Consider the following 19382-nt stretch of genomic DNA (forward strand, 5'->3'; position numbering starts at 1 on the left):
TAATTTACTAATTTTATAACAAAAACGGCTAGTTCGCCATTGAAGGTGCCCTAACCGTCTCATTTTAATCTAAATTAATCGCTTAGTACAATTCCATGTACTGATCGCGTTCCCATTCGCTAACTTGTTGACGATATGATGCCCATTCAAGTCGTTTAGCTTCCAAGAAACTCTGATAGATGTGTGGCCCTAACGCCTTCTTCATCGTTGGGTCCGTCTGGAATTCCTTCAGCGCGTTGTGTAAGGTCGATGGTAAATCGGCGATGCCAGCAGCGGCACGTTCATCCTCATCCATCACATAAATGTTACGGTCAACACTCTTTGGTGGTTCGATGCCATTCTTGATACCATCCAAGCCAGCTTCCAATACGGCTGCAAAGGCCAAGTATGGGTTGGTTGAGGCATCAACACTCCGTAATTCCAAACGAGTGGATAAGCCACGCGCACTAGGAATCCGAATCATTGGTGACCGGTTTGAAGCGGACCAAGCCACGTAAACGGGTGCTTCATAACCTGGCACTAACCGTTTGTATGAGTTGACCGTTGGGTTGGTAACCGCCGTATAAGAACGGGCATGCTTCATTAAACCGCCTAAGAAGTGGTAAGCGTCAGATGACAATTCTAAGCCACTCTTATCGCTAGCATCATAGAAAGCATTGCCTTGGTCATGGAATAAGGACATGTTGACGTGCATCCCAGAGCCGTTAACACCATTCAATGGTTTCGGCATGAAGGTTGCCCAGAGGTTATATTTACGGGCAATCGTCTTCACGACCAGTTTGAAGGTCTGAATATGATCCGCCGCTGACAACGCATCCGCATACTTGAAATCAATTTCATGTTGGCCCGGCGCCACTTCATGATGACTGGCTTCCACATTGAAGCCGAGACGTTCGAGTTCAAGCGCGATATCACGCCGGCAATTTTCACCTAAGTCCATTGGTGATAAGTCGAAGTAACTCCCCTTATCATTCAATTCAGTCGTTGGTTCACCCTTTTCATTCATCTTGAAAAGGAAGAATTCTGGCTCAGTCCCACAATTAAACGACGTATAACCCGCTTCACGCATGTCGTTCAAGACCCGAATCAAGTTGTTCCGCGGATCGCCTTCAAACGGTTTGCGGTCAGCTGTATAAACTTCACAGATAATCCGTGCAATTTTACCATGTTCCGTGTTCCAAGGCATGATCAACCAAGTTGATAAGTCTGGATAGAGGTACATGTCACTTTCTTCAATACGAACAAACCCGTCAATGGATGAACCGTCAAACATCAACTTGTTATCCAAGAGTTTGTCGAGTTGTGAAACTGGAACTTCAACGTTCTTGATCGTGCCGAATAAATCGGTAAACATCAACCGCAAGAAATTAACGTTCTCTTCTTTGACGATGCGGCGAATATCGTCTTTCGTGTAGGACTGTTTTGCCATGAAAATCGCTCCTTAAATTGATTGACTAACGGATGCAAATACCTTTAGTGTGCCGGGTAATTGGGGCCCTTATCGGACTGCAATCGACCGAGATTCAGGAATTCGTCTTGAAGGATCCGGCGAACGTCGCGATCCGTTAGTGGTTTCGCCAAGTCAGCTTGCTTTTGTTCAGCACGCTGCTGTTGGAGCGCATAGAGTTCCTTAATACCTGCCATGTTAATGCCATCTGCTAAATAATCCTTGATTTCAAGTAAGCGATCAACATCATTTAACGAAAACATCCGTCGGTTACCGGCGTTGCGTTCTGGCGTAATCAAATCTTGTTCCTCGTAATAGCGAATTTGGCGTGCAGATAAATTGGTCAACTTCATAACCGTACCAATCGGCAAGACAGCTAACGAGCGACGCAGTTCCTTTTCCTTCATAACGACCCTCCTCTTTAATACAGACTTAATAATATCAATGTTATTATTGAATGTCAATCAATCATGTTAGAAAATATCACATGTTTTTATCTTAGGTATACCAATTTATAATTAGCTTAACCAACTAGCCAGCCGTTGGTCGATTGACGCCCGTAATTCGGGGTGTTCCAATAAGTCGACCCAATCGACGGTCATCTTGTTGCGGAACCAGGTCAATTGGCGTTTAGCGTACCGCCGCGAATCTTGTTTGATGGCCGCAATGGTCGCGTCACGTGATTGCGTGCCGGCAAAATATGGGAACCACTCGTGGTAGCCGATGCCCTTACCCGCTGGCAAGTCCGCACCCCCCTGGTCGTACAGCCAACGCGCTTCCGCTTCTAGACCAACATTCAGCATTAAATCGACTCGCTGATTGATTCGGTCATAGAGCAGCGATCGTTCCGCCGTCAGACAGAGTGTGTATGCGTCGAGCGTTTCAGTAGCGGTGTCAGCTTGAGCCGAAAACAGTTGGCCGGTCGTATGCAGATACTCCAGCGCCCGCACGACCCGAACCAGATTAGCAGGTGCAATCGCTGCCGCCGCTTGGGGGTCCCGTTGATTCAAGGCATCCCAGACCGCCTGATTGCCGGCATTGGCTGCACGGTCAAACCATTGCTGGCGATACGCCATATCAGGCGCATTGTCGTTGGGTCCGAACTGATACCCTGCCAAGAGTGACTGTAAGTAAAAACCGGTACCGCCAACGATGATTGGCAGTTTTCCCCGGGCAGTGATGTCATTGATCAGTGCCGTGGCGCGGCTCACGAACTCGGCGACCGTAAAGCGTTGATCAACCGTTTTAATATCGATCAAGTAGTGCGGAATGCCCGCACGTTCGTCAGGCATGATTTTGGCCGTCCCAATGTCCAGATGCCGATAAACTTGCATCGAGTCACCGGAGATAATTTCGCCATTCAATTGCTTTGCGAGCGCCAGTGAAAGCGCCGTTTTGCCGACCGCGGTCGGTCCAGCGATCAAAAGAACTTTATGTTTAGGTATTGTGGCCACGTCTCTAACCTCCTTGAACTTGTTGCCGAATTTGGCGTGCCAACCCAGGATAATCCGTAATCAGGCCGGCAAAGCGATGGCGGTAACAAAAACGCATATCACGAGCCGTATTGACCGTCCAGGGTCGTAACTGGACTTTGGGTAACAGGAACCAATGAAAGCGAACCCAGCGCATATCCGGATGATAACCTAAGACAATGTGTTGCGCGTGCAATCGTTTGGCCGTTTGAACTTTAGCCTTGAAGAGACTGTCGGATTCTACTTCTGGTTGCAAGATGTGCAGGCGCTCGATCGACTTACCATAAAAACTTGAATAAACCAAAGTAAATGGGACGGAATGGTGTTTGAAATAATCTGCGACTAAATCTTCAATGCCGTCATAATGGATCTTATTGGTTTTGATCTCGAGATTAAAAATACCGGTAAACTGGCGTTCAATCAGGAGCTGAACGACTTCATCCAAGGTTGGAATCCGTGTTCCAACATAGGCCGGATCGTATTTGACACCAGCATCGAGTTGTTTTAATTCCGCCAGCGTCAAGTCTTTGATATACCCAGTTCCAGTGGCCGTACGGTCGACCTGTTCATCGTGCATAATGATGAGATGTCCGTCTTGCGACAAGTGCACGTCCGTCTCGATGCCATCCGCACCATCTTCCAGTGCTGCAATAAACGCTGGTAGCGTATTTTCAGGACGGGTCCCCTTACTCCCACGATGGGCAATAATCTTAGTCAGCATCTTTTTTCACCCCACATTTATAAAATTTAGTTTGAATTGATTGCTATCTTCACGCAAAACAAGCATAATAAAACTAACAATTGCTAGGAGGTTTAACTAATGAAATCATTTACTCGTGGCTTCTTATTCGGAGTTGTTGCAACTGCCGGCGCTGTGATTGGTTCTGTCTTATCATTTAAGAAACAAGTGGTAGACCCAATCGAAGACCAAGAAAACAAATTCGAAGAAAACCGTAAAAAGGCTTTGCGCAAGAGTCGCTCTGCTCACAACGGTTAATTAACTAAAAAATGGTGGCTGAACAAGTTGTTGTTCTAGCCGCCATTTTTTAATACTTCGCTTTTTTCGTCTTGCCTTCCCAACGTGCATATCCGGGTTTTAAAATGTATAGCCGTGAATAACCATTTTTAGCTAAAGTTACCACTGCCCGTGTGCTTAACGTGTGGGTTTGGTCATAAACGTAGATTGGCATGTCCTTACGAAGCTCGCCCATCCGGACCTTCAAACTATTGAATGGAATGTTACGGGCACCCAAGATATGACCGGCATCGAAATCTTTCTTCTCACGCAAATCAATGACTTGGGCCTTCCGCATCCCAGCTTGAAATTCAGCTTCGTCCAGCATCGTCGAAACTTGCCGGCGCCGAATATAACTATATAACTCATAAATAAAGTAGGCTGCAATTATGATAACTAACACAATGTTAACATAAGTCAGACCGCTTACTGCACCTAAAACCACGTTATCCCTCCTAATTTCCACTTACCTATTTTACACAAAACCGCTTACTTTTACTAGGGGTAAGCGGGAAATGCATTGATTAAACCGTTACTAATCATTTCAAACATGTTCTGCCTACGAGTCCGCACAACGTCATCTGGTAGAATCGATTAAACTGACTACTGCGATATTACGAATTACGCCATGGGTTTCTGCGTGAGTTCAAATCGATGTTCGGCTATGTTCCAGCTATTGTCAGTCAGCCCCAGAATTCGGACTAAGGCGGGCACCGGCTGACAAACAGTGAGCCAAACAATTGGTATGATTTAATCATCGCGCCACTAAAAAAATAACTAGCACAACGCGTTACGCATTGGCTACTTTTGGCCTCAATAACTAGCGCGTTTGGATAATCTTTATTGCCCAACAGTCAGCAGTCGAACTCATTGCAATGCCGGCTGAATGAGCTGAACTTCTGTACCACGAATCCGTAACCCCTGGTCATTCGTCAACCGCGTCACGTGCGACCCAGTCTGCCGTTCCCAGTCCGTAATTAAACTTGGTAAATTAGGATTAAGTTGACAATGAGCGTCATAATGCGGGTAAATGCGAATTGGGGTCGCATTGATGGCCGGCGCGTGCGTCAGCTGTTCCGTATTATCTTCTGGATACAGTTGCGTATACAAGTCCAGATCCGGGCCCAACAGAATGGCACCGGCACTAATGCCATAAAATGTTTTACCAGCAAGTGCTAACTGTCTGAATCGCGTCAGCAGGTTCATCTTGCGTAAATTGCTTAGCAACAAAAATTCGTAGCCACCATTCAAAACAATTGCATCCGCCGTCTCCAATATCGCCAAATCATCCGTCAACACATCTAACAGCGCCACGTGTTCAAATCCGAGTTGCTGGATCGTTCGTTGTAAAGCTTGCATCTGGGGATGGCGTTTTCCTTCTGTAACAGAATTGACGATAATCACAATCGTCGCATTGGGCTTGACTAGGGCTAAAAAAGCATCCGTTATGGCCTGATTGCACAATGCACGTGAAGATAATAATAAATTTGCCATTGGTAACCACCTCCGCTTTTCACGCAGCTCGCATCACTGGTCGAACAGCAGCCACGTTCCATCAGCGCTAAACGATCAAATCAGAAATTAGCGCAAGTAATCCTGACTAGTTTCAAAAAAAGAAGCCACTGACGATATGTTCAGGGCTTCTTTTTTAACCAGATATTTAGCTTAAATAAACCGTTGTGCTAATGAACCAGCGCCAATCACACCAGCATCGTTACCTAAAACGGCCAACTTCAAGATGGTCGTATCACGGATAGTTGGGAAAGTGAATTGCTTGAAGTAATCAACCACTTGGTTCAACAAGAAGTCACCGGCAGCTGAAACGCCACCACCAATGATAATTGAAGATGGGTTCATCGTGTTACCAACGTTGGCTAAGGCCAATCCTAAGTAATATGAGACACGGTCAACGACCCGCTTAGCTAAGACGTCGCCTTCCTTTGCTAAGTCAAAGGTGATTTTAGAACTGATTTCTTCACCGTTGTCTAAGAGTTGCTTCAGCTTAGAGTCACCAGAGAATTCTTCAGCCATGTCACGCGCAACGTGGACAACACCAGTCGCAGAAGCGTATTGTTCAAGACACCCCTTCTTACCACAAGTACACATGTAACCATTTGGTTCAACGGTCACGTGGCCGATTTCGCCAGCGCCACCGGCAATCCCGTGAAGTAAACGGCCATCAGCGATGATTCCGCCACCAACACCAGTACCGAGTGTCACGAAGACCACGTCGCTACCATTTTCGCCAGCGCCCTTCCAGCGTTCACCTAAAGCAGCCACGTTGGCGTCATTGTCCAAAGTGAACTTGATACCAGTTCCCTTTTCAATCTGTTCCTTAACTGGTTGTAAAGTCTTCCAGTTCAAGTTGTAGGCACCGATAACCGTTCCCTTTTCCAAGTCGACCGTCCCGGGTGTTCCCATCCCGATACCGATAAATTGTGAGCGGTCCATCTTGTATAAATCGATGTGGTGGTTGATTGAATCGATGATGTTCGGCACGATGTGTGAACCTTCATCCAAAATCGTGGTTTCAATGCTCCACTTTTGTTGAATATCGCCATTTTCCGTTAAAATAGCAAACTTAGTTGTCGTCCCACCAAGGTCGACTCCGATTAACTTACGATCCATGCTGCTAAATCCCTCCATTAGTCCTGCGCCGTGTCTTCACGGGCGCGTTCTGCTTCTATCCGGTGCTCATGACTCAATACGAGTTTGACGCGGGCATACAGCTTCGGGTTGATCACACCGGCCTGATAAAGATGATCAATCTCGATGGCCATTAGTTCGATGTCCCAAATACGTTTGCCCACGTACACGTACACGCCAAATTTTTTAAGTAATTGTTGGACGTCGTAAAGTGTTTTCATGTGCATATCCTCGATTAATTATACAGTTAAATTAACATTTGTAAAACCCATTTTTAGTAGTGCGAGCCAGCCAACGACTAACACCACGCCAGCGACGATTCGTTTGAGCGGCGCAATCTTCCCGATTCGTGGCACTCCGAGGACGTAGCCTAGTAAAAAGCCACCTGCAAGGCCGCCCACGTGGCCCCAAATATCAATGCCATTCGAGAACATATCAAAGACCAAGTTTAAAATGGTCAACAATAGGAACTGATTGGTCAACTGCCGAATCACGGGATTCTCCCAGAAAGATTCACCAATCGTCAGGAAAGCGCCAAATAAGGCAAAGCATGCCGTACTGGCCCCGACAGATTGGTTGGTCGATAACGCAAAGCTCATGATGTTACCACTGATGCCGCCGAGCATATAAAGTGCCAGCATCCGCCAGTGACCGTACATCGCTTCAATCTGCATCCCCATAAAGTAGATGACAACACCGTTTAACGCGATGTGTGTCAGCCCCATATGTAAGAACATCGGCGTGATGAACCGCCACCACTGACCGGCTGCGATTGCCTGGTTATTCTTCGCACCGATGGCGTTAAAGACTAGCGTGGCACCGTCACCCATCAGCCATTCGATTAGGAAGACTGCCACCGTAATCCCTAAAATAATCTGGGTGATTGCAGGCTCCATTTGCCACCATCGTCTAATTCTTGTCATTTTGTCCATCCCCTGCTACCAAGAGCTCGTCTAGTAAAATATCATAGTCATCCACTGGCCACTCGGCGTGTTCGAAAGCCATTTCGTTATATGCCAGCGTTAACTTGGTACCAGCATAGTCCGCCAGGTAGCGGTCATAATAGCCACCGCCAAAGCCGATGCGGGCATGTCGATCACGACTGTAGCCCAAACCGGGTACTAGGATCAAATCAATCGCTGATTTAGCGATTGGCTGACCAGCGACTGGCTCTGATAAGCCAAAACTCGTGCGTGCAAGCTTAGTCGTCGACGTGTATGGGTAAAAGGCCATCTGCCGATGGGGTAACGTCTTAGGGATCACGACCGTCTTTCCCTCCGCCCAGGCACGCTCGATTAACGGCTGCGTCGCGACTTCGATGTCGCCACTAAGCGTGATGGCGACGACCTGTGCCGCTTGCCAGGCTGAATGAGCAAACAATTGTCGTTGTAAGGCCAGGTTCTGCTGCTGACGAGCTGAATCTGAAAGCTGGCTCAATCGTTGTAACTGCTGTTTGCGAAATGCGCGCTTCTCCACGTCAGTCACCTCCGTAAATTCATTGGTATAAAAAAATCTCATTCATTAACATGTCAAATTGAAAATTCAATTTGGCAGTTGCCAACAAATGAGAAACCCATTGTCTGATGACAATGTTACAGAAAAAACAACAGGAGTCCCCGTTGTTATTTTGTTTCACGATGTAATGTCACTTTGTGTTCCCGTGGACAATACTTCTTAAATTCAACCCGGTCCGGATTGTTCCGGCGGTTCTTTGAAGATAAGTAGTTGCGTTCATGGCATTCTGTACATTCAAGTGTAATGTGTACCCGCATGTTGTTGACCCTCCAAACTCATTCGCATATTACAGGGCCGGAACCCTTAACTTGAACTACTATACCATTAATGACTAAAAAATACCAGCATCAATTAAGATACTGGTATCAAAAATCAGTGATTATTTGTTGTAATACTTCCAGAACGCTTTATAAATTTGGGTTGCAGTCGTGGTGTTATATGCCCCATTAGTTGCAGTGATTCCAGGAAAGGCAATCGCGATGACGACCTTCGGATTCTTATATGGTGCATACGTTACTAAACTCAGTGTTTCAGTCGACGTCGTCCCATGATAAGTTTCGGCAGTCCCAGACTTGGCGGCAACGGCAGGTGATAAGTTTTCAAGTGCGCTCCCTGTCTTGTAAGTGCTAGTCCCATGAACCACGTCCCAATAACCGGTATGCACCACATCAAAGTATGATGATGGCACGTCGATCGTATTTAAGACCCGTGGCTTCACGTTGGTCTTTACGGCCCCTTGTGACCCATTGGCCTTGGTTCCCGTAATCGCAGACACGATATGGGGAGCAATTCGCCGACCACCATTAGCCATCGTGGCGATGTATTGTGCTAATTGGATCGTCGTGTAAGAGTCATAGTTCCCGTAGGACAAGTCTAACGCTTTACCAATATCCTTTTGTGCAGAGGAACCTTCATAACCAGTGGCTTCACCAGGCAAATCAATCCCCGTTTTGACACCGAGACCGAACTCGTTGAAGTAGCCACGAAGCTTGGCAAAGACTGAATTGGACATCGTCAAGGCCTTACCAGAAGAATAATTGAAGTTTCCTTCCTTCATGGCTAATTGCATCATGTAGGAGTTAGAAGAAACTTCCATCGCGGTCGAAGCATTCAACGAAATACTTGCGCTCCCAGTCTTGTTGAACCAAGAACTCTTAGAAGCAGTCCCAGCTAACTTGATTGGCGTATCAGTCAAGGTACTGTTAGTTGGCGTAATTACGCCATCTTGCAAAGCCCCCATGACAGTGGCCCCCTTGACAACCGACCCCATAACAAAGGATTGGTTGATGGTTCCTAAGGCATTTTCAGTAACCTTCCCAGTCGATAAGTTCCGGCTGGCACCCGCCAAGGCATAGATCGCCCCGGTCGACGGATTCATCACAACGGCGTATGCCCCTGGTGAATAGGCATTAGCTGAACCCACCGTTTTGGCTTCCGACATAATAATATGTTGGACCTTCTTTTGGAACTTCGAGTTAACCGTCAGCTGAATGTTGTCACCTTTTTTACCACCATACTTCTTGATTTCTTTTTGGATGACCCCATCCTGAGTTTTGACCTCGGTCTGTGACTTGGTCCCACTCAGCACATTTTCATACTGCTTTTCCAACTGACTTTGACCCACGGAATCATCCCGTGAATAACCCTCAGCAAGCAAGGTCTTGATGTTGTCACTAGGCAACCCTTGCTTTTCAGTCGTGACTGTTCCCAGCACACTACTCAAGTCGGTTCCGTTCGGATAACTCCGAGTCCAACTGGTTCCGACCTTGATACCAGGCATCTCTGATTGATGTTCACCAATCTCAGCGAGCTCGGTACTCGTAACGCCAGTCGACTTGATATTGACCGTCGACAATGAATAGGCGGAATTCATCTTATAATAGATGGCCGCCGCATTCTTTTGTGCATCCGTCATATTTTGAACGATATGCTTCTCCGTGTAGGCCACTTCTCGGGCATACAAGACATCATCATCGGTAGATGTTTTGACCTTCTTAGACACTGCCTTTAAGTTGGCAGCCCCCGCTAAGTAATAGTCAGCCAAGTTACGATCCGTCATGGTCGAAGTTGAAATGGTTAGGTATTCACCTAACTTATTGGCAACCTCGTACATTTTGGTTGACGCAACTGACAGCCCCTTCGTATATTGAATCGCTTGGTGGGACTTGTTACCCACTAAGACCCGTCCGGTCGAATCATAAATCGATCCCCGTTGAACCTTGCCCGTCGCAGTCGTGTTATTGGCCGAGTTCACAGTACTACGGAATTTCTGACCGTAGTCCACTTGTAAGTAAGCTAACTGTGCAATCAACGCGGCAAACAACAAGAAGACAATGAAGAACAAGAAGTTCAGCCGAAATGGAATATGCGACTTGTTGGGATCACGATTTATGGTAATTTTCTTAAAAAATTTCAATTCTCAGGCGCTCCCATTCTTAATTTGGTAAACATTTCGCAAAAATTTACCAGATGATACTAGCAATCCTAGATAAATACCACACTTATGTTATTCTAAACGATAGACATAAAAATTTCAGCCGATATTGCGGATTTTAATGTTTTTTTGATTATTTTTCTGCGCGGCGATGAATTATTAGAGATTGAGGTGGCAATTTGTGAAACTTCGGCGTTTTTTTGATAAGCGGACGTGGCCGCTATGGATCAGTTTTTGGTTACCCTTACTGATTATGACCGGTTACTTTATCTACCGGCACATGGCCCCATTTGGATCAAGCAGTTTGTTGACGGTCGACTTGGGTCAGCAATACGTGGACCTATTCGCCTATTTCCGACATACGCTCCTGCACGATCCAAGTGCGCTATTCTATTCGTTCTCCAAAACCATTGGTGGTGAAATGGTCGGGGTCTGGGCTTACTACTTAATGAGTCCCTTTAATTTAATCTATTTATTCTTCCCTGGTCAATCAATCACCACCGGTATTTTTATCGTAACGGTCTTAAAGTATGGTTTTGCCGGACTCTCCTTTGCCTGGCTATTGACGAAGACCCACACGCAAAAGGGCTGGTTGGTGCCAACTTTCAGTACCGCCTACGCCTTAATGGGTTGGATGGTTGCCAACCAATTAAACATGATCTGGTTGGATACCGTTGCAATTCTGCCACTGGTTATTTTAGGGTTGGAACGCCTATTCACAACGGGCAAGGTCCGCGACTTTGCAGGTTGGCTCGCGGTAATGCTGATTGACAACTACTATATGGGTTACATGGTCGTCTTGTTTAGTTGTTTGTACTGGTTGTATGGCGCAACTAAGTACTGGCAAGACTTCAAAACGATGGTCAAACACGCCCTTAAGTTCGCTTGGGGTGGCTTACTGGCAGCTGCGCTCTCCGCATGGTTGCTACTACCAACCTTCTGGGCGTTGATTCAAAGTAAAGCCCAATATAATGAAACAAAGATTCATTGGAAGCTAGAATATGCGCCCTGGAAGATGCTAGCGAAGTTTGTGACTGGGACCTTTAACTTTGACCAGATGCCTTCGGGTCAACCGAACTTCTACGTTGCCTGGTTTGCAATTTTTGCGTTTATTCTGTTCTTCTTACGCCGCCGATTCAAGTGGACCGTTAAGCTGAGTGCCCTATTAGTCACTGGCTTTATTCTATTGTCATTCTGCTACGAACCATTAGACTTGCTGTGGCACGCAGATCAATTCCCAGCCTGGTATCCGTACCGCTTCTCATTTGTCTTCTGTTTCTGGATTGTCTGGCTCGGTGCTCAAGCAATGGCCGACAAGATTACGATCAAGCTCTGGCAAGCGCTCACGATGCTGGCCTTGACCGTTGGGCTGTTTACGACCGTCTATTTAAACATCAAGAAAGTGTCGTACGTCACGCAAGCCAACCTCTTGATTACGATTGCCTTAGCTGCGCTTACGTTGATCTTCTTGACGCTGCCTAAACAGCGGCGTCTGATTTACCAAATTGTCGCGCTCATCCTGGTTGCGACGGACATGTCGATCAACGTTGTGGCGTCATTGAATAATATTTCGTACGTCTCACAATCAGAATTTGGCAAGTATACGACGGCTTTAGATAACGCCGTTAATAAAATCAAAGCAAACGGCAAGGGCTTTTACCGAATTGGCAAGACCTTTACACGGACCAAGGATGATCCGATGCAAGCAGCTTATAATGGCGCTGACCATTTCAGTTCGACGTTTGAAAGCATCATTCCGAATTTCTTTGGCTCAATCGGTCAACCAGATGGTGATGGCGTCGTCGCCTACACAAACGGTACCATGATTACCGATTCACTCTTAGACATGCAATACTTCATGGATAAGAAGGTTCCCACGTCGCAAAATGACAATACGAACTATCGAAGCTATATTCCGGTGACGAGCACCAAGAAGGATTTGACGAACTATCAGAAATCCAATAAGCTCAGCACCAGCAAAGTCACGACTTACAAGAATCCGTATGCGTTAGGCTTAGGATTTGCGGCTTCTGATAAGATTACCAAACTAAAAGTCTCCAAGACGACTGGTGATCCGATTGCCCGACAAGAGCTCATTTACCAAACGCTCGCTAACCGTTCGACGAGCAGCCTGATCAGTGCTGAAAACTTTAACGAAGTCGTTTTTCAAAACGTTAAAAAGGTCACGACACTGACTGGTGCCGTTTTGAATAAAGAAAATCTCAGCAAGACCGGTTCCATTTACTTCAAGTTCACCCCAACGACCAATGATTCTTACTACATCACGTTGGGCGCAAACTTAACAACGTCGAATGCTAGTTTCTACATCAACGGTAAGGAACTCAAGCAATATCCGACCTACCGTCATACGATTGCAGTGAATGTCGCTTCAAATAGTAAAGGCAAAACGGTCACCTTTGGGATTCAAATGAAGAAGACCTCCCTCTGGTTACAAAACTTTACGCTTTACAAGTTGGACAACTCGCAATTTAAGACTTCGGCCAAGAAGCTCCAGCAAGCACCGTGGAACATCAGCGCTCACTCTAACCGCAAGATTACTGGGACCATTAATATCAAGCACAACCACCAAGTCTTGATGACGACGATTCCGTATTCTAAAGGCTGGCACGCGACCGTTGATGGCAAGTCCGTTGCCACTAAGAAGGTCATCAACACGTTCGTCGCGGTACCGCTCAGCAAAGGCAAGCACACCGTGACACTCACGTATCGACCACCGTTCCTAGTCACCGGGAGCATCATCACCGGTGTTAGCGCAATTGGCACGCTCGGCTGGTTCGTTATTCGCCGCCGTCGTCGCAACCACGCAAATTAGTTAGTTATTAAAAATCAGTGCAGTCAGAATTTTTTTAGATTCTGACTGCACTGATTTTTTTGCGTACTGAATTATATTAAATCATGCTATTTCCTAAGTTCAAGTGCTGCCAGCTATAGACCGCTGAAAACGGTGCGAGTTACCGTAAACTTTCTGTGGTGGATGCGTCCTACACCGGCTTACAGGCATTTCTGACAACGCTGGAACGTGGAGGACACAGATTTAAGCCGATAAACCACGTCTTAAATACTGGTCTTTCACGTTAGCTGCAGTATGGATGAAACGTGCTCGGGTCAAACTGGGACTTCCGGTTAGCTACGCCAGAACGCCAAGCGGAAGTTCACCGCTTAACGCTCTAGCTAGGCTAATCCTCAGTCCCAACCCGTCTGAACCTCACACTCTGAAAAACGCTTAGCATTGTCAGAAACACCTTCCAGCCGGGATGGTATTCGAAAGGCAGACATGTGTGGACCCAACTTTTGATGACATGGTCGTTGGTTCTCAGTAGACAGTCATTTTGACATTCAACAATCAGAATGGGTTCTACCGATTGCTCAGCTTCCTAAACCATTATTTAATACTTCGGACACGCAGTTTCACTGAAATTGTCAGAATTTTCTCTAGTCACCTGAGATAGGAAAGTCTCGAATTCTAAACGAAGGTCATTTTATCTACAAATTTCAACACTAGTTAACATTGAAATTTGTAATCTTGCGATGGGCGAATAATATTCAGATAATCTTCTCAGTAACTAAATGCCATAAATCATCATCGATACCGATTAAGAGCTTTCTGGAAGGACAAGCCGCCTAATATTAAGTGGTCAATTGCACCCAAATAGGTGGCCGTTCATCCGCCATTCGAGCGGGTTTCCGACTGTAGGGGCCGGCTGACAATGCTCAAGGGCGAAATTCTTCTTGTCCGGGCGAATTTCCCGGGCTAGAAGAAGACTCGAATTTGAAATTGCGCAGTAAGTTTCTGCGTGAGTTCAAATCGATGTCCGCCCTGTTCCAGCGTTGTCAGCCGGCCCCGGAAGTCGGACTAGGGCGCGCATCGGCTGACGAACAGGAATCCACCAACTGGCATGATTTAATCATGATTCAGGTCAAATTTGCCTGGCACAATATAATATAAATTGTCATTAGCCGTTTCAAGTGTCCTATTCATTGTTAGGGGTGTATTCGTATTTCGGACCATCGTTTGCTTCGTCAAAGTCGACGGTTAGATCATAGCCCGTAAAGAACCACTCGTCACGGTCATTGACATAGTAGTTGACACCGTCTTTTTCGGTCATCGCAATCGGTTGGTGAGGTTCGTCGTCACGCATGATACCAATGGAGAAGCCACTGTGAACCGCCGTTTTGCCATAAGTTTTGCCATAGAAGCGGACCCCGTTTCCAGTCGTCACACCCATGTCATCATGAAACCACTTGCTTGCTGCATCCGTAATCGTTATTTTCATATTTGCCACCTCATTATTGGAATCGTTTACAATCATTGTGCCCGTTTTAGCGACAAAACGCAACATTGACAGTCAGTGAGCAAGGTAAAAACCACTTGCGCCGACAAAATGACCACTGGGGGAATTCTGATTTACAGCACGTAAGGTTTGTGGTGTACTTAGATTACTCAAGGAGGTGAAACCCATGAAGGTGCATCTTATCCAGAACTCAGAAATCGACGTGCCCAGGATCACGTTAGAAATTCCTGATGACTATCCTGATTCTGATGCGTTGGTGGCGGCATTAGAAAATCTAGTCTCGGCGGTGGTTACGTTAACCGTTTCACAACGTGGTCAGTTAATTCAACTGCCAGTCACCGACATCCTATTTATCGAAGCCACGGGTCACCAGGTCGCGGCGCATACGCGTACCGGTGTCTACCGCGTCAACCACTCCCTAACTGCGGTTGGTGACAAATTGCCCAGCGAATTCATGCGAGTCTCAAAATCCGCCATCGTGAACACCCACCAAGTTTATGCCCTAACGAAAACGTTGACTGGCAACCTGATTGCGTTTCACGATTCTCCCAAACAATTGTATGCCTCACGTCGATACTATTCCCCTCTGAAGTATCGGCTTGAACAGAAAGGACTGTTATAAATGCGAAAAAATTGGTTTTGGCCGATCTTCCTGATTGCAAGTGCGGTGATTCTAATCACCAGCCAACTGGGCCTGTTCAGTTATCATCTCAGCCTGTTGACCGTCTTCTTCACCTTGATTCTGGTCGCCTGCTTAGGAAGTAGTTTACGATACTTAAACATGTCCGGAATCGTCTTCTCAGTGGCGTTTCTCACCATCATCTATGCCCGGCCACTGGGCATTACACGGTTAGTGCCTTGGACGATTCTAGGCGCCGCCCTCCTGCTTAGTATTGGGCTCAGCATGTTGATTCGTCCCCGGTACTATCGTTATCATCGTAGCCATTATCACCATCATGAGCATCATCGAGACACCGAAGAGAACGTCGGGACCATCAATGACGACCACGTCAATCTGGATATCTCGCTGGGCAACAGTATCCGCTACATTCACAGCGAGCATTTCAAGTCAGCAACCTTAGACGTCTCAATGGCTGGGGCCAAAGTCTACTTCGATGATGTCAATATCCAAGACAACCAAGCCACAATTTCAGTCGATGTCTCACTAGGGAGTTTGGAACTCTACCTACCAAAAACTTGGCAAGTCCAAGAAGCTATCAGCAATTCAATGGGCCACGTCTCCACTGAAGGCACCCCCTTAACAGCTGGGCCAGGTGTGACAATCAACGGGAGCGTCTCGCTGGGTGAATTACGAATTATTTATATCTAGCTCGTTCCTTGATCTGGCTTCATGAATAAAACGGTGAGCTTACGTTCGCTAGCTAGCACACGTAAGATCCTACTGGTAGGCGTTAGAGATAACATTAATCAAGCTAACCGATACGTGCTCGAACAATTTTCATTGAGGCTATGCTAGTCGCTTTTGGGGTTAAAACCGACAATTAGTAACTGATTCTTCAGTGATTCAATCGAACTGATGCAGAATTTCAGTTGGCAAAAAGTCTTGATACAACGGAATATTGCGATTACCAACTAATTTTCGTGCCCGCTTTTTTGAGTAAGTTGCATGTACCAAGCATCCAGACAAACAGTCCAGAGCATTATTCTACAATTACGACCGCCTCGTACAGACTTATCTGTGCTAGGCGGTCGTTTCGTCACTAACGCTTCATTCATATGCGACCAGAATAACTGTTAGCCGCTTATTCTGATCTTTTGGTTCCCGAGTCAAAAAAATTCCCAGTGCCCGCCAATCATTGGCTTGCACTGGGAATTTTACGCATTAATTACGCGTTTTCAACTTTTAAAATCTTGACCGTCATCGTACCAGCAGGGATATTGATGGCCACTTCTTCATCGACGTGGTGACCAATTAGACCCTTGGCAATTGGTGAGTCGTTTGAAATCTTACCCACCATTGGGTCTGCTTCAGCGGCACCCACGATGGTATATGATTCTGGTTCTTCATCCGGCAATTCTTTGAAAGTCACAATCTTACCAACTGAGACTTCAGTTTCATCAATCTTATCGCTATCAATGATTTCAGCGTATTGAAGCATGTGTTCAACCGTCTTGATCCGGTTTTCTAACAAACTCTGTTCATTCTTAGCAGATTCGTATTCAGAATTTTCGGATAAGTCGCCGTAACTCCGAGCAATCTTGATCCGGTTGATAATTTCTGGACGTTGGTTAATCCGAAGGTCTTCAAGCTCCTTTTCAAGCTTGACCTTCCCTTCTTCTGTCATTGGATATGTTTTTTCTTCAGCCAATGTGTTTCACTCCTCGAATAGAAAATATAGTTATCAAAAACCAGCCTACCATTTCGAATTTTAAATGTAAACGTTAAAATTCGAAATGGTGCTGGTTTAGACGTTATTTTTATAAAATAGAACGGACCTTAGTCGTCAGCAAGTCAATCGCGACTTCATTTTCCCCACCTTCAGGGACAATTAAGTCCGCGTAACGCTTGGTTGGCTCCACAAACTGATGATACATCGGTTTTACCGTTGCTAGATACTGATTAATAACTGAATCAAGGGTTCGGCCACGTTCCTTAATATCGCGCTGGATCCGACGAATGATTCGAATATCATCGTCGGTATCAACGAACACCTTAATATCCATCAAATCACGGAGACGTTGGTCATCTAAAATCAGCACGCCTTCCACGATAATCACATCACGCGGTTCTTGATGAATCGTCTTCGCGCTCCGCGTGTATTGTTCATAATCATAAACCGGCTTTTCAATCGGTTGATAATCTAGTAACTGCTTGATTTGCTTAATCATCAAATCAGTGTCAAAGGCCAAGGGATGGTCGTAGTTGACAGCGTGGCGCTCGGCCATCGTCATCTCACTCTGGTCATTGTAGTATGAATCTTGCTGTAAAATCAGCAATGATTGACCAGATAATTGATTGTAGATTGCGTTACTAACCGTCGTTTTGCCACTACCTGAACCACCCGTTACCCCGATGACTACGGGGCGGCGATGTTTATTTTCCGTCATTTAAGTGTCGCCTCATTCTTATTTTTCAGCGGCTTCGTTGTGTTTCGAAACCTTTTTGATATTTGCTGCATGCCCAGCTGCGGTCTTCGCGTAGTAGACGTCACCGGTCTTCAAATCAGCGACAAAGTACATGTAACCCTTGCTACGTTGCGCTGGATCAAGCACAGCCTTGATTGAAGTCAAGCTTGGACTGTTGAATGGTCCAGGGCCGTAACCCAAGTGTAGTCGCAAGTTATATGGTGAATCATTTTGCAAGTCCTTGTTCGTTAACGTCGACTTGTTAGAATTAATCGCATAGAACACGGAAATATCTGAATCAAGTCGCCATTTAGCGGCTAATCGATTCAAGAAGACACCCGCAATCAAACGGCGATCCTTCGTCGTACTACCTTCACGCTCAACCAATGAAGCTAACGTCATCACTTCTTGCACGGACATCTTCGACTTCTTGATCTTCGCATAGTATGGTTCTAGCTCGTCATTAGTCTTAGAAACCATTTGGGTGACTAACTGCTTCAACGTGGTCTTCTTACCCACCACGTAAGTTGCAGGGAACAAGTAGCCTTCAAGGCGATAACGTACTTTTTTAGCACTCATCGCTGAGCCCAACAGTTGCGGATATTTCTTAGCCAATGATTTGATGAATGTTTCATTCTTCATCAAGGCAAAAAATTCTGCCGACGTGAAGTCAGTTTGCTTCTGAACCGTCTTGGCAATCGTCTTAATCTGACTACCTTCGACAATTAAGACCTTACCGCTGGAACTTTGCAGTGGTTCAGATGAACCACCCTTGTTCAGTGCCTTCGCAATTTGCGACAGCGACATTGATGGCTTCAACTGATAATAGCCGGCGTGGAAGTTCGACAAGTTATGCGCTTTGGTCCAATATTCAAACACAAAGCCACTCTTGATCACTTTGTCACGCTGGAGGATATCGGCAATCTTCTTACTACTTGCGCCGTACGGGATATCAACTTGGACGACCCGATTATCCTTGCTATTGTAAGGTTGCGTTGCATTATCAAAATACCGGTACCCCAGCACCCCGATAATGACTAACAACGCGATTAAGATACCAACGACACCACCAATAACGCGCTTGGAGAACTTTTTACGTTCTTTTTGATCGACACGATTTGGCTCACTTACCCCATGATCCTGTTGATCATTTTGATCTTTTTGATCCTGGTTATCCTGGTTGTTATTCAAGACTCGCCCCTCCATTTATTGATTAATCCTATCAATTATACAAAACTGACGCCCAGTTTGCACTAGTTCGCGACTAGTTTTATATTTTTTTAGGTTCTGCACCTGTGTTGTGCTCGTTATTATTGGGTATTAACGATGATTGAAAGGTGCCATTTAGCCGAATTACTGTTTGTCAGCCAAGCGCGTCGTTCTATTCCGACCTCCGGGGCTGGCTGACAATTGCTGGAACGTAAGCCGAAAGTAGCCCACTTCCGACTAAGAA

20 protein-coding genes are annotated in these 19382 nt (G+C 46.0%); 4 read left to right on the forward strand and 16 right to left on the reverse strand.

Features of this window, described 5'->3' with window-relative positions:
* Positions 1–82: 82 nt before the first annotated feature.
* The 4 genes from glnA to KGF70_RS08275 all read right to left on the reverse strand — a co-directional run bounded on the left by glnA (position 83) and on the right by KGF70_RS08275 (position 3640).
* On the reverse strand, positions 83–1429 hold the full coding sequence (gene glnA / locus KGF70_RS08260; protein ID WP_050338789.1) for a type I glutamate--ammonia ligase: 1347 nt from the start codon (positions 1427–1429) through the stop codon (positions 83–85).
* Between the two features lie 44 nt (positions 1430–1473).
* Positions 1474–1854: a MerR family transcriptional regulator gene (locus KGF70_RS08265; RefSeq protein ID WP_021336435.1), complete on the reverse strand. Its 381-nt coding sequence runs from the start codon at positions 1852–1854 to the stop codon at positions 1474–1476.
* 111 nt (positions 1855–1965) lie between these two features.
* Entirely contained in the window at positions 1966–2901 is a 936-nt protein-coding gene (gene miaA, locus KGF70_RS08270) for a tRNA (adenosine(37)-N6)-dimethylallyltransferase MiaA (protein WP_105920908.1), read from the reverse strand.
* 4 nt (positions 2902–2905) lie between these two features.
* Positions 2906–3640 carry a glycerophosphodiester phosphodiesterase gene (locus KGF70_RS08275; protein WP_216768364.1) on the reverse strand — a complete coding sequence of 245 codons (735 nt, stop codon included), beginning with the start codon at positions 3638–3640 and terminating at the stop codon, positions 2906–2908.
* 99 nt (positions 3641–3739) lie between these two features.
* Between KGF70_RS08275 and KGF70_RS08280 the strand changes: the two genes are divergently transcribed.
* The gene (locus KGF70_RS08280) at positions 3740–3916 is read left to right on the forward strand and encodes a DUF3042 family protein (protein ID WP_003638579.1); all 177 of its coding nucleotides are present in this window, start codon (positions 3740–3742) and stop codon (positions 3914–3916) included.
* A gap of 49 nt (positions 3917–3965) precedes the next feature.
* Here KGF70_RS08280 and KGF70_RS08285 read toward each other — a convergent pair whose 3' ends face one another.
* The 8 genes from KGF70_RS08285 to KGF70_RS08320 all read right to left on the reverse strand — a co-directional run bounded on the left by KGF70_RS08285 (position 3966) and on the right by KGF70_RS08320 (position 10511).
* The gene (locus KGF70_RS08285; protein WP_216768365.1) at positions 3966–4379 is read right to left on the reverse strand and encodes a rhodanese-like domain-containing protein; all 414 of its coding nucleotides are present in this window, start codon (positions 4377–4379) and stop codon (positions 3966–3968) included.
* Positions 4380–4801: 422 nt separating this feature from the next.
* Complete coding sequence (locus KGF70_RS08290) at positions 4802–5428, reverse strand: Type 1 glutamine amidotransferase-like domain-containing protein (RefSeq protein ID WP_216786432.1); 627 nt, start codon at positions 5426–5428, stop codon at positions 4802–4804.
* A 171-nt stretch (positions 5429–5599) separates the two neighbouring features.
* Positions 5600–6562 carry an ROK family glucokinase gene (locus tag KGF70_RS08295; protein WP_003638577.1) on the reverse strand — a complete coding sequence of 321 codons (963 nt, stop codon included), beginning with the start codon at positions 6560–6562 and terminating at the stop codon, positions 5600–5602.
* Between the two features lie 17 nt (positions 6563–6579).
* Positions 6580–6801, reverse strand: coding sequence for a YqgQ family protein (locus tag KGF70_RS08300; RefSeq protein ID WP_216768367.1), 222 nt, complete (start codon positions 6799–6801; stop codon positions 6580–6582).
* Between the two features lie 18 nt (positions 6802–6819).
* The gene (locus tag KGF70_RS08305; RefSeq protein ID WP_065674693.1) at positions 6820–7503 is read right to left on the reverse strand and encodes a rhomboid family intramembrane serine protease; all 684 of its coding nucleotides are present in this window, start codon (positions 7501–7503) and stop codon (positions 6820–6822) included.
* Positions 7490–8056: a 5-formyltetrahydrofolate cyclo-ligase gene (locus tag KGF70_RS08310; RefSeq protein ID WP_216768368.1), complete on the reverse strand. Its 567-nt coding sequence runs from the start codon at positions 8054–8056 to the stop codon at positions 7490–7492. Before KGF70_RS08310 ends, KGF70_RS08305 begins: the two co-directional genes overlap by 14 nt.
* A 146-nt stretch (positions 8057–8202) precedes the next feature.
* The gene (gene rpmG, locus KGF70_RS08315) at positions 8203–8352 is read right to left on the reverse strand and encodes a 50S ribosomal protein L33 (RefSeq protein WP_003638573.1); all 150 of its coding nucleotides are present in this window, start codon (positions 8350–8352) and stop codon (positions 8203–8205) included.
* A 122-nt stretch (positions 8353–8474) separates the two neighbouring features.
* Positions 8475–10511 (reverse strand): penicillin-binding protein 2, encoded by a 2037-nt coding sequence (locus KGF70_RS08320; RefSeq protein ID WP_216768369.1) that lies wholly within the window; start codon positions 10509–10511, stop codon positions 8475–8477.
* 199 nt (positions 10512–10710) lie between these two features.
* Here KGF70_RS08320 and KGF70_RS08325 point away from each other — a divergent pair, with 199 nt between their 5' ends.
* Complete coding sequence (locus tag KGF70_RS08325) at positions 10711–13362, forward strand: YfhO family protein (protein ID WP_216768370.1); 2652 nt, start codon at positions 10711–10713, stop codon at positions 13360–13362.
* Positions 13363–14521: 1159 nt separating this feature from the next.
* Here KGF70_RS08325 and KGF70_RS08330 read toward each other — a convergent pair.
* Positions 14522–14824 (reverse strand): HesB/YadR/YfhF family protein, encoded by a 303-nt coding sequence (locus tag KGF70_RS08330; RefSeq protein ID WP_105920902.1) that lies wholly within the window; start codon positions 14822–14824, stop codon positions 14522–14524.
* Between the two features lie 184 nt (positions 14825–15008).
* Between KGF70_RS08330 and KGF70_RS08335 the strand changes: the two genes are divergently transcribed.
* Together KGF70_RS08335 and KGF70_RS08340 are read left to right on the forward strand one after the other, a co-directional pair.
* A complete protein-coding gene (locus KGF70_RS08335) occupies positions 15009–15464 on the forward strand; it encodes a LytTR family DNA-binding domain-containing protein (RefSeq protein WP_105961838.1) in 456 nt (151 codons plus the stop codon).
* Complete coding sequence (locus KGF70_RS08340; RefSeq protein ID WP_216768371.1) at positions 15465–16172, forward strand: hypothetical protein; 708 nt, start codon at positions 15465–15467, stop codon at positions 16170–16172. It abuts the gene before it with no gap.
* A gap of 517 nt (positions 16173–16689) precedes the next feature.
* Here KGF70_RS08340 and greA read toward each other — a convergent pair.
* From greA to mltG, 3 genes are all read right to left on the reverse strand, one after another.
* Complete coding sequence (gene greA, locus KGF70_RS08345; protein ID WP_003638567.1) at positions 16690–17172, reverse strand: transcription elongation factor GreA; 483 nt, start codon at positions 17170–17172, stop codon at positions 16690–16692.
* Positions 17173–17281: 109 nt separating this feature from the next.
* On the reverse strand, positions 17282–17911 hold the full coding sequence (gene udk, locus KGF70_RS08350; protein ID WP_003638566.1) for a uridine kinase: 630 nt from the start codon (positions 17909–17911) through the stop codon (positions 17282–17284).
* Positions 17912–17929: 18 nt separating this feature from the next.
* Positions 17930–19135, reverse strand: a complete 1206-nt coding sequence (gene mltG, locus KGF70_RS08355) for an endolytic transglycosylase MltG (protein WP_216768373.1) — start codon at positions 19133–19135, stop codon at positions 17930–17932.
* Positions 19136–19382: the final 247 nt, after the last annotated feature.

It is taken from the genome of Lactiplantibacillus sp. 7.2.4 (genome assembly GCF_018991185.1).
Classification (GTDB): domain Bacteria; phylum Bacillota; class Bacilli; order Lactobacillales; family Lactobacillaceae; genus Lactiplantibacillus; species Lactiplantibacillus pentosus.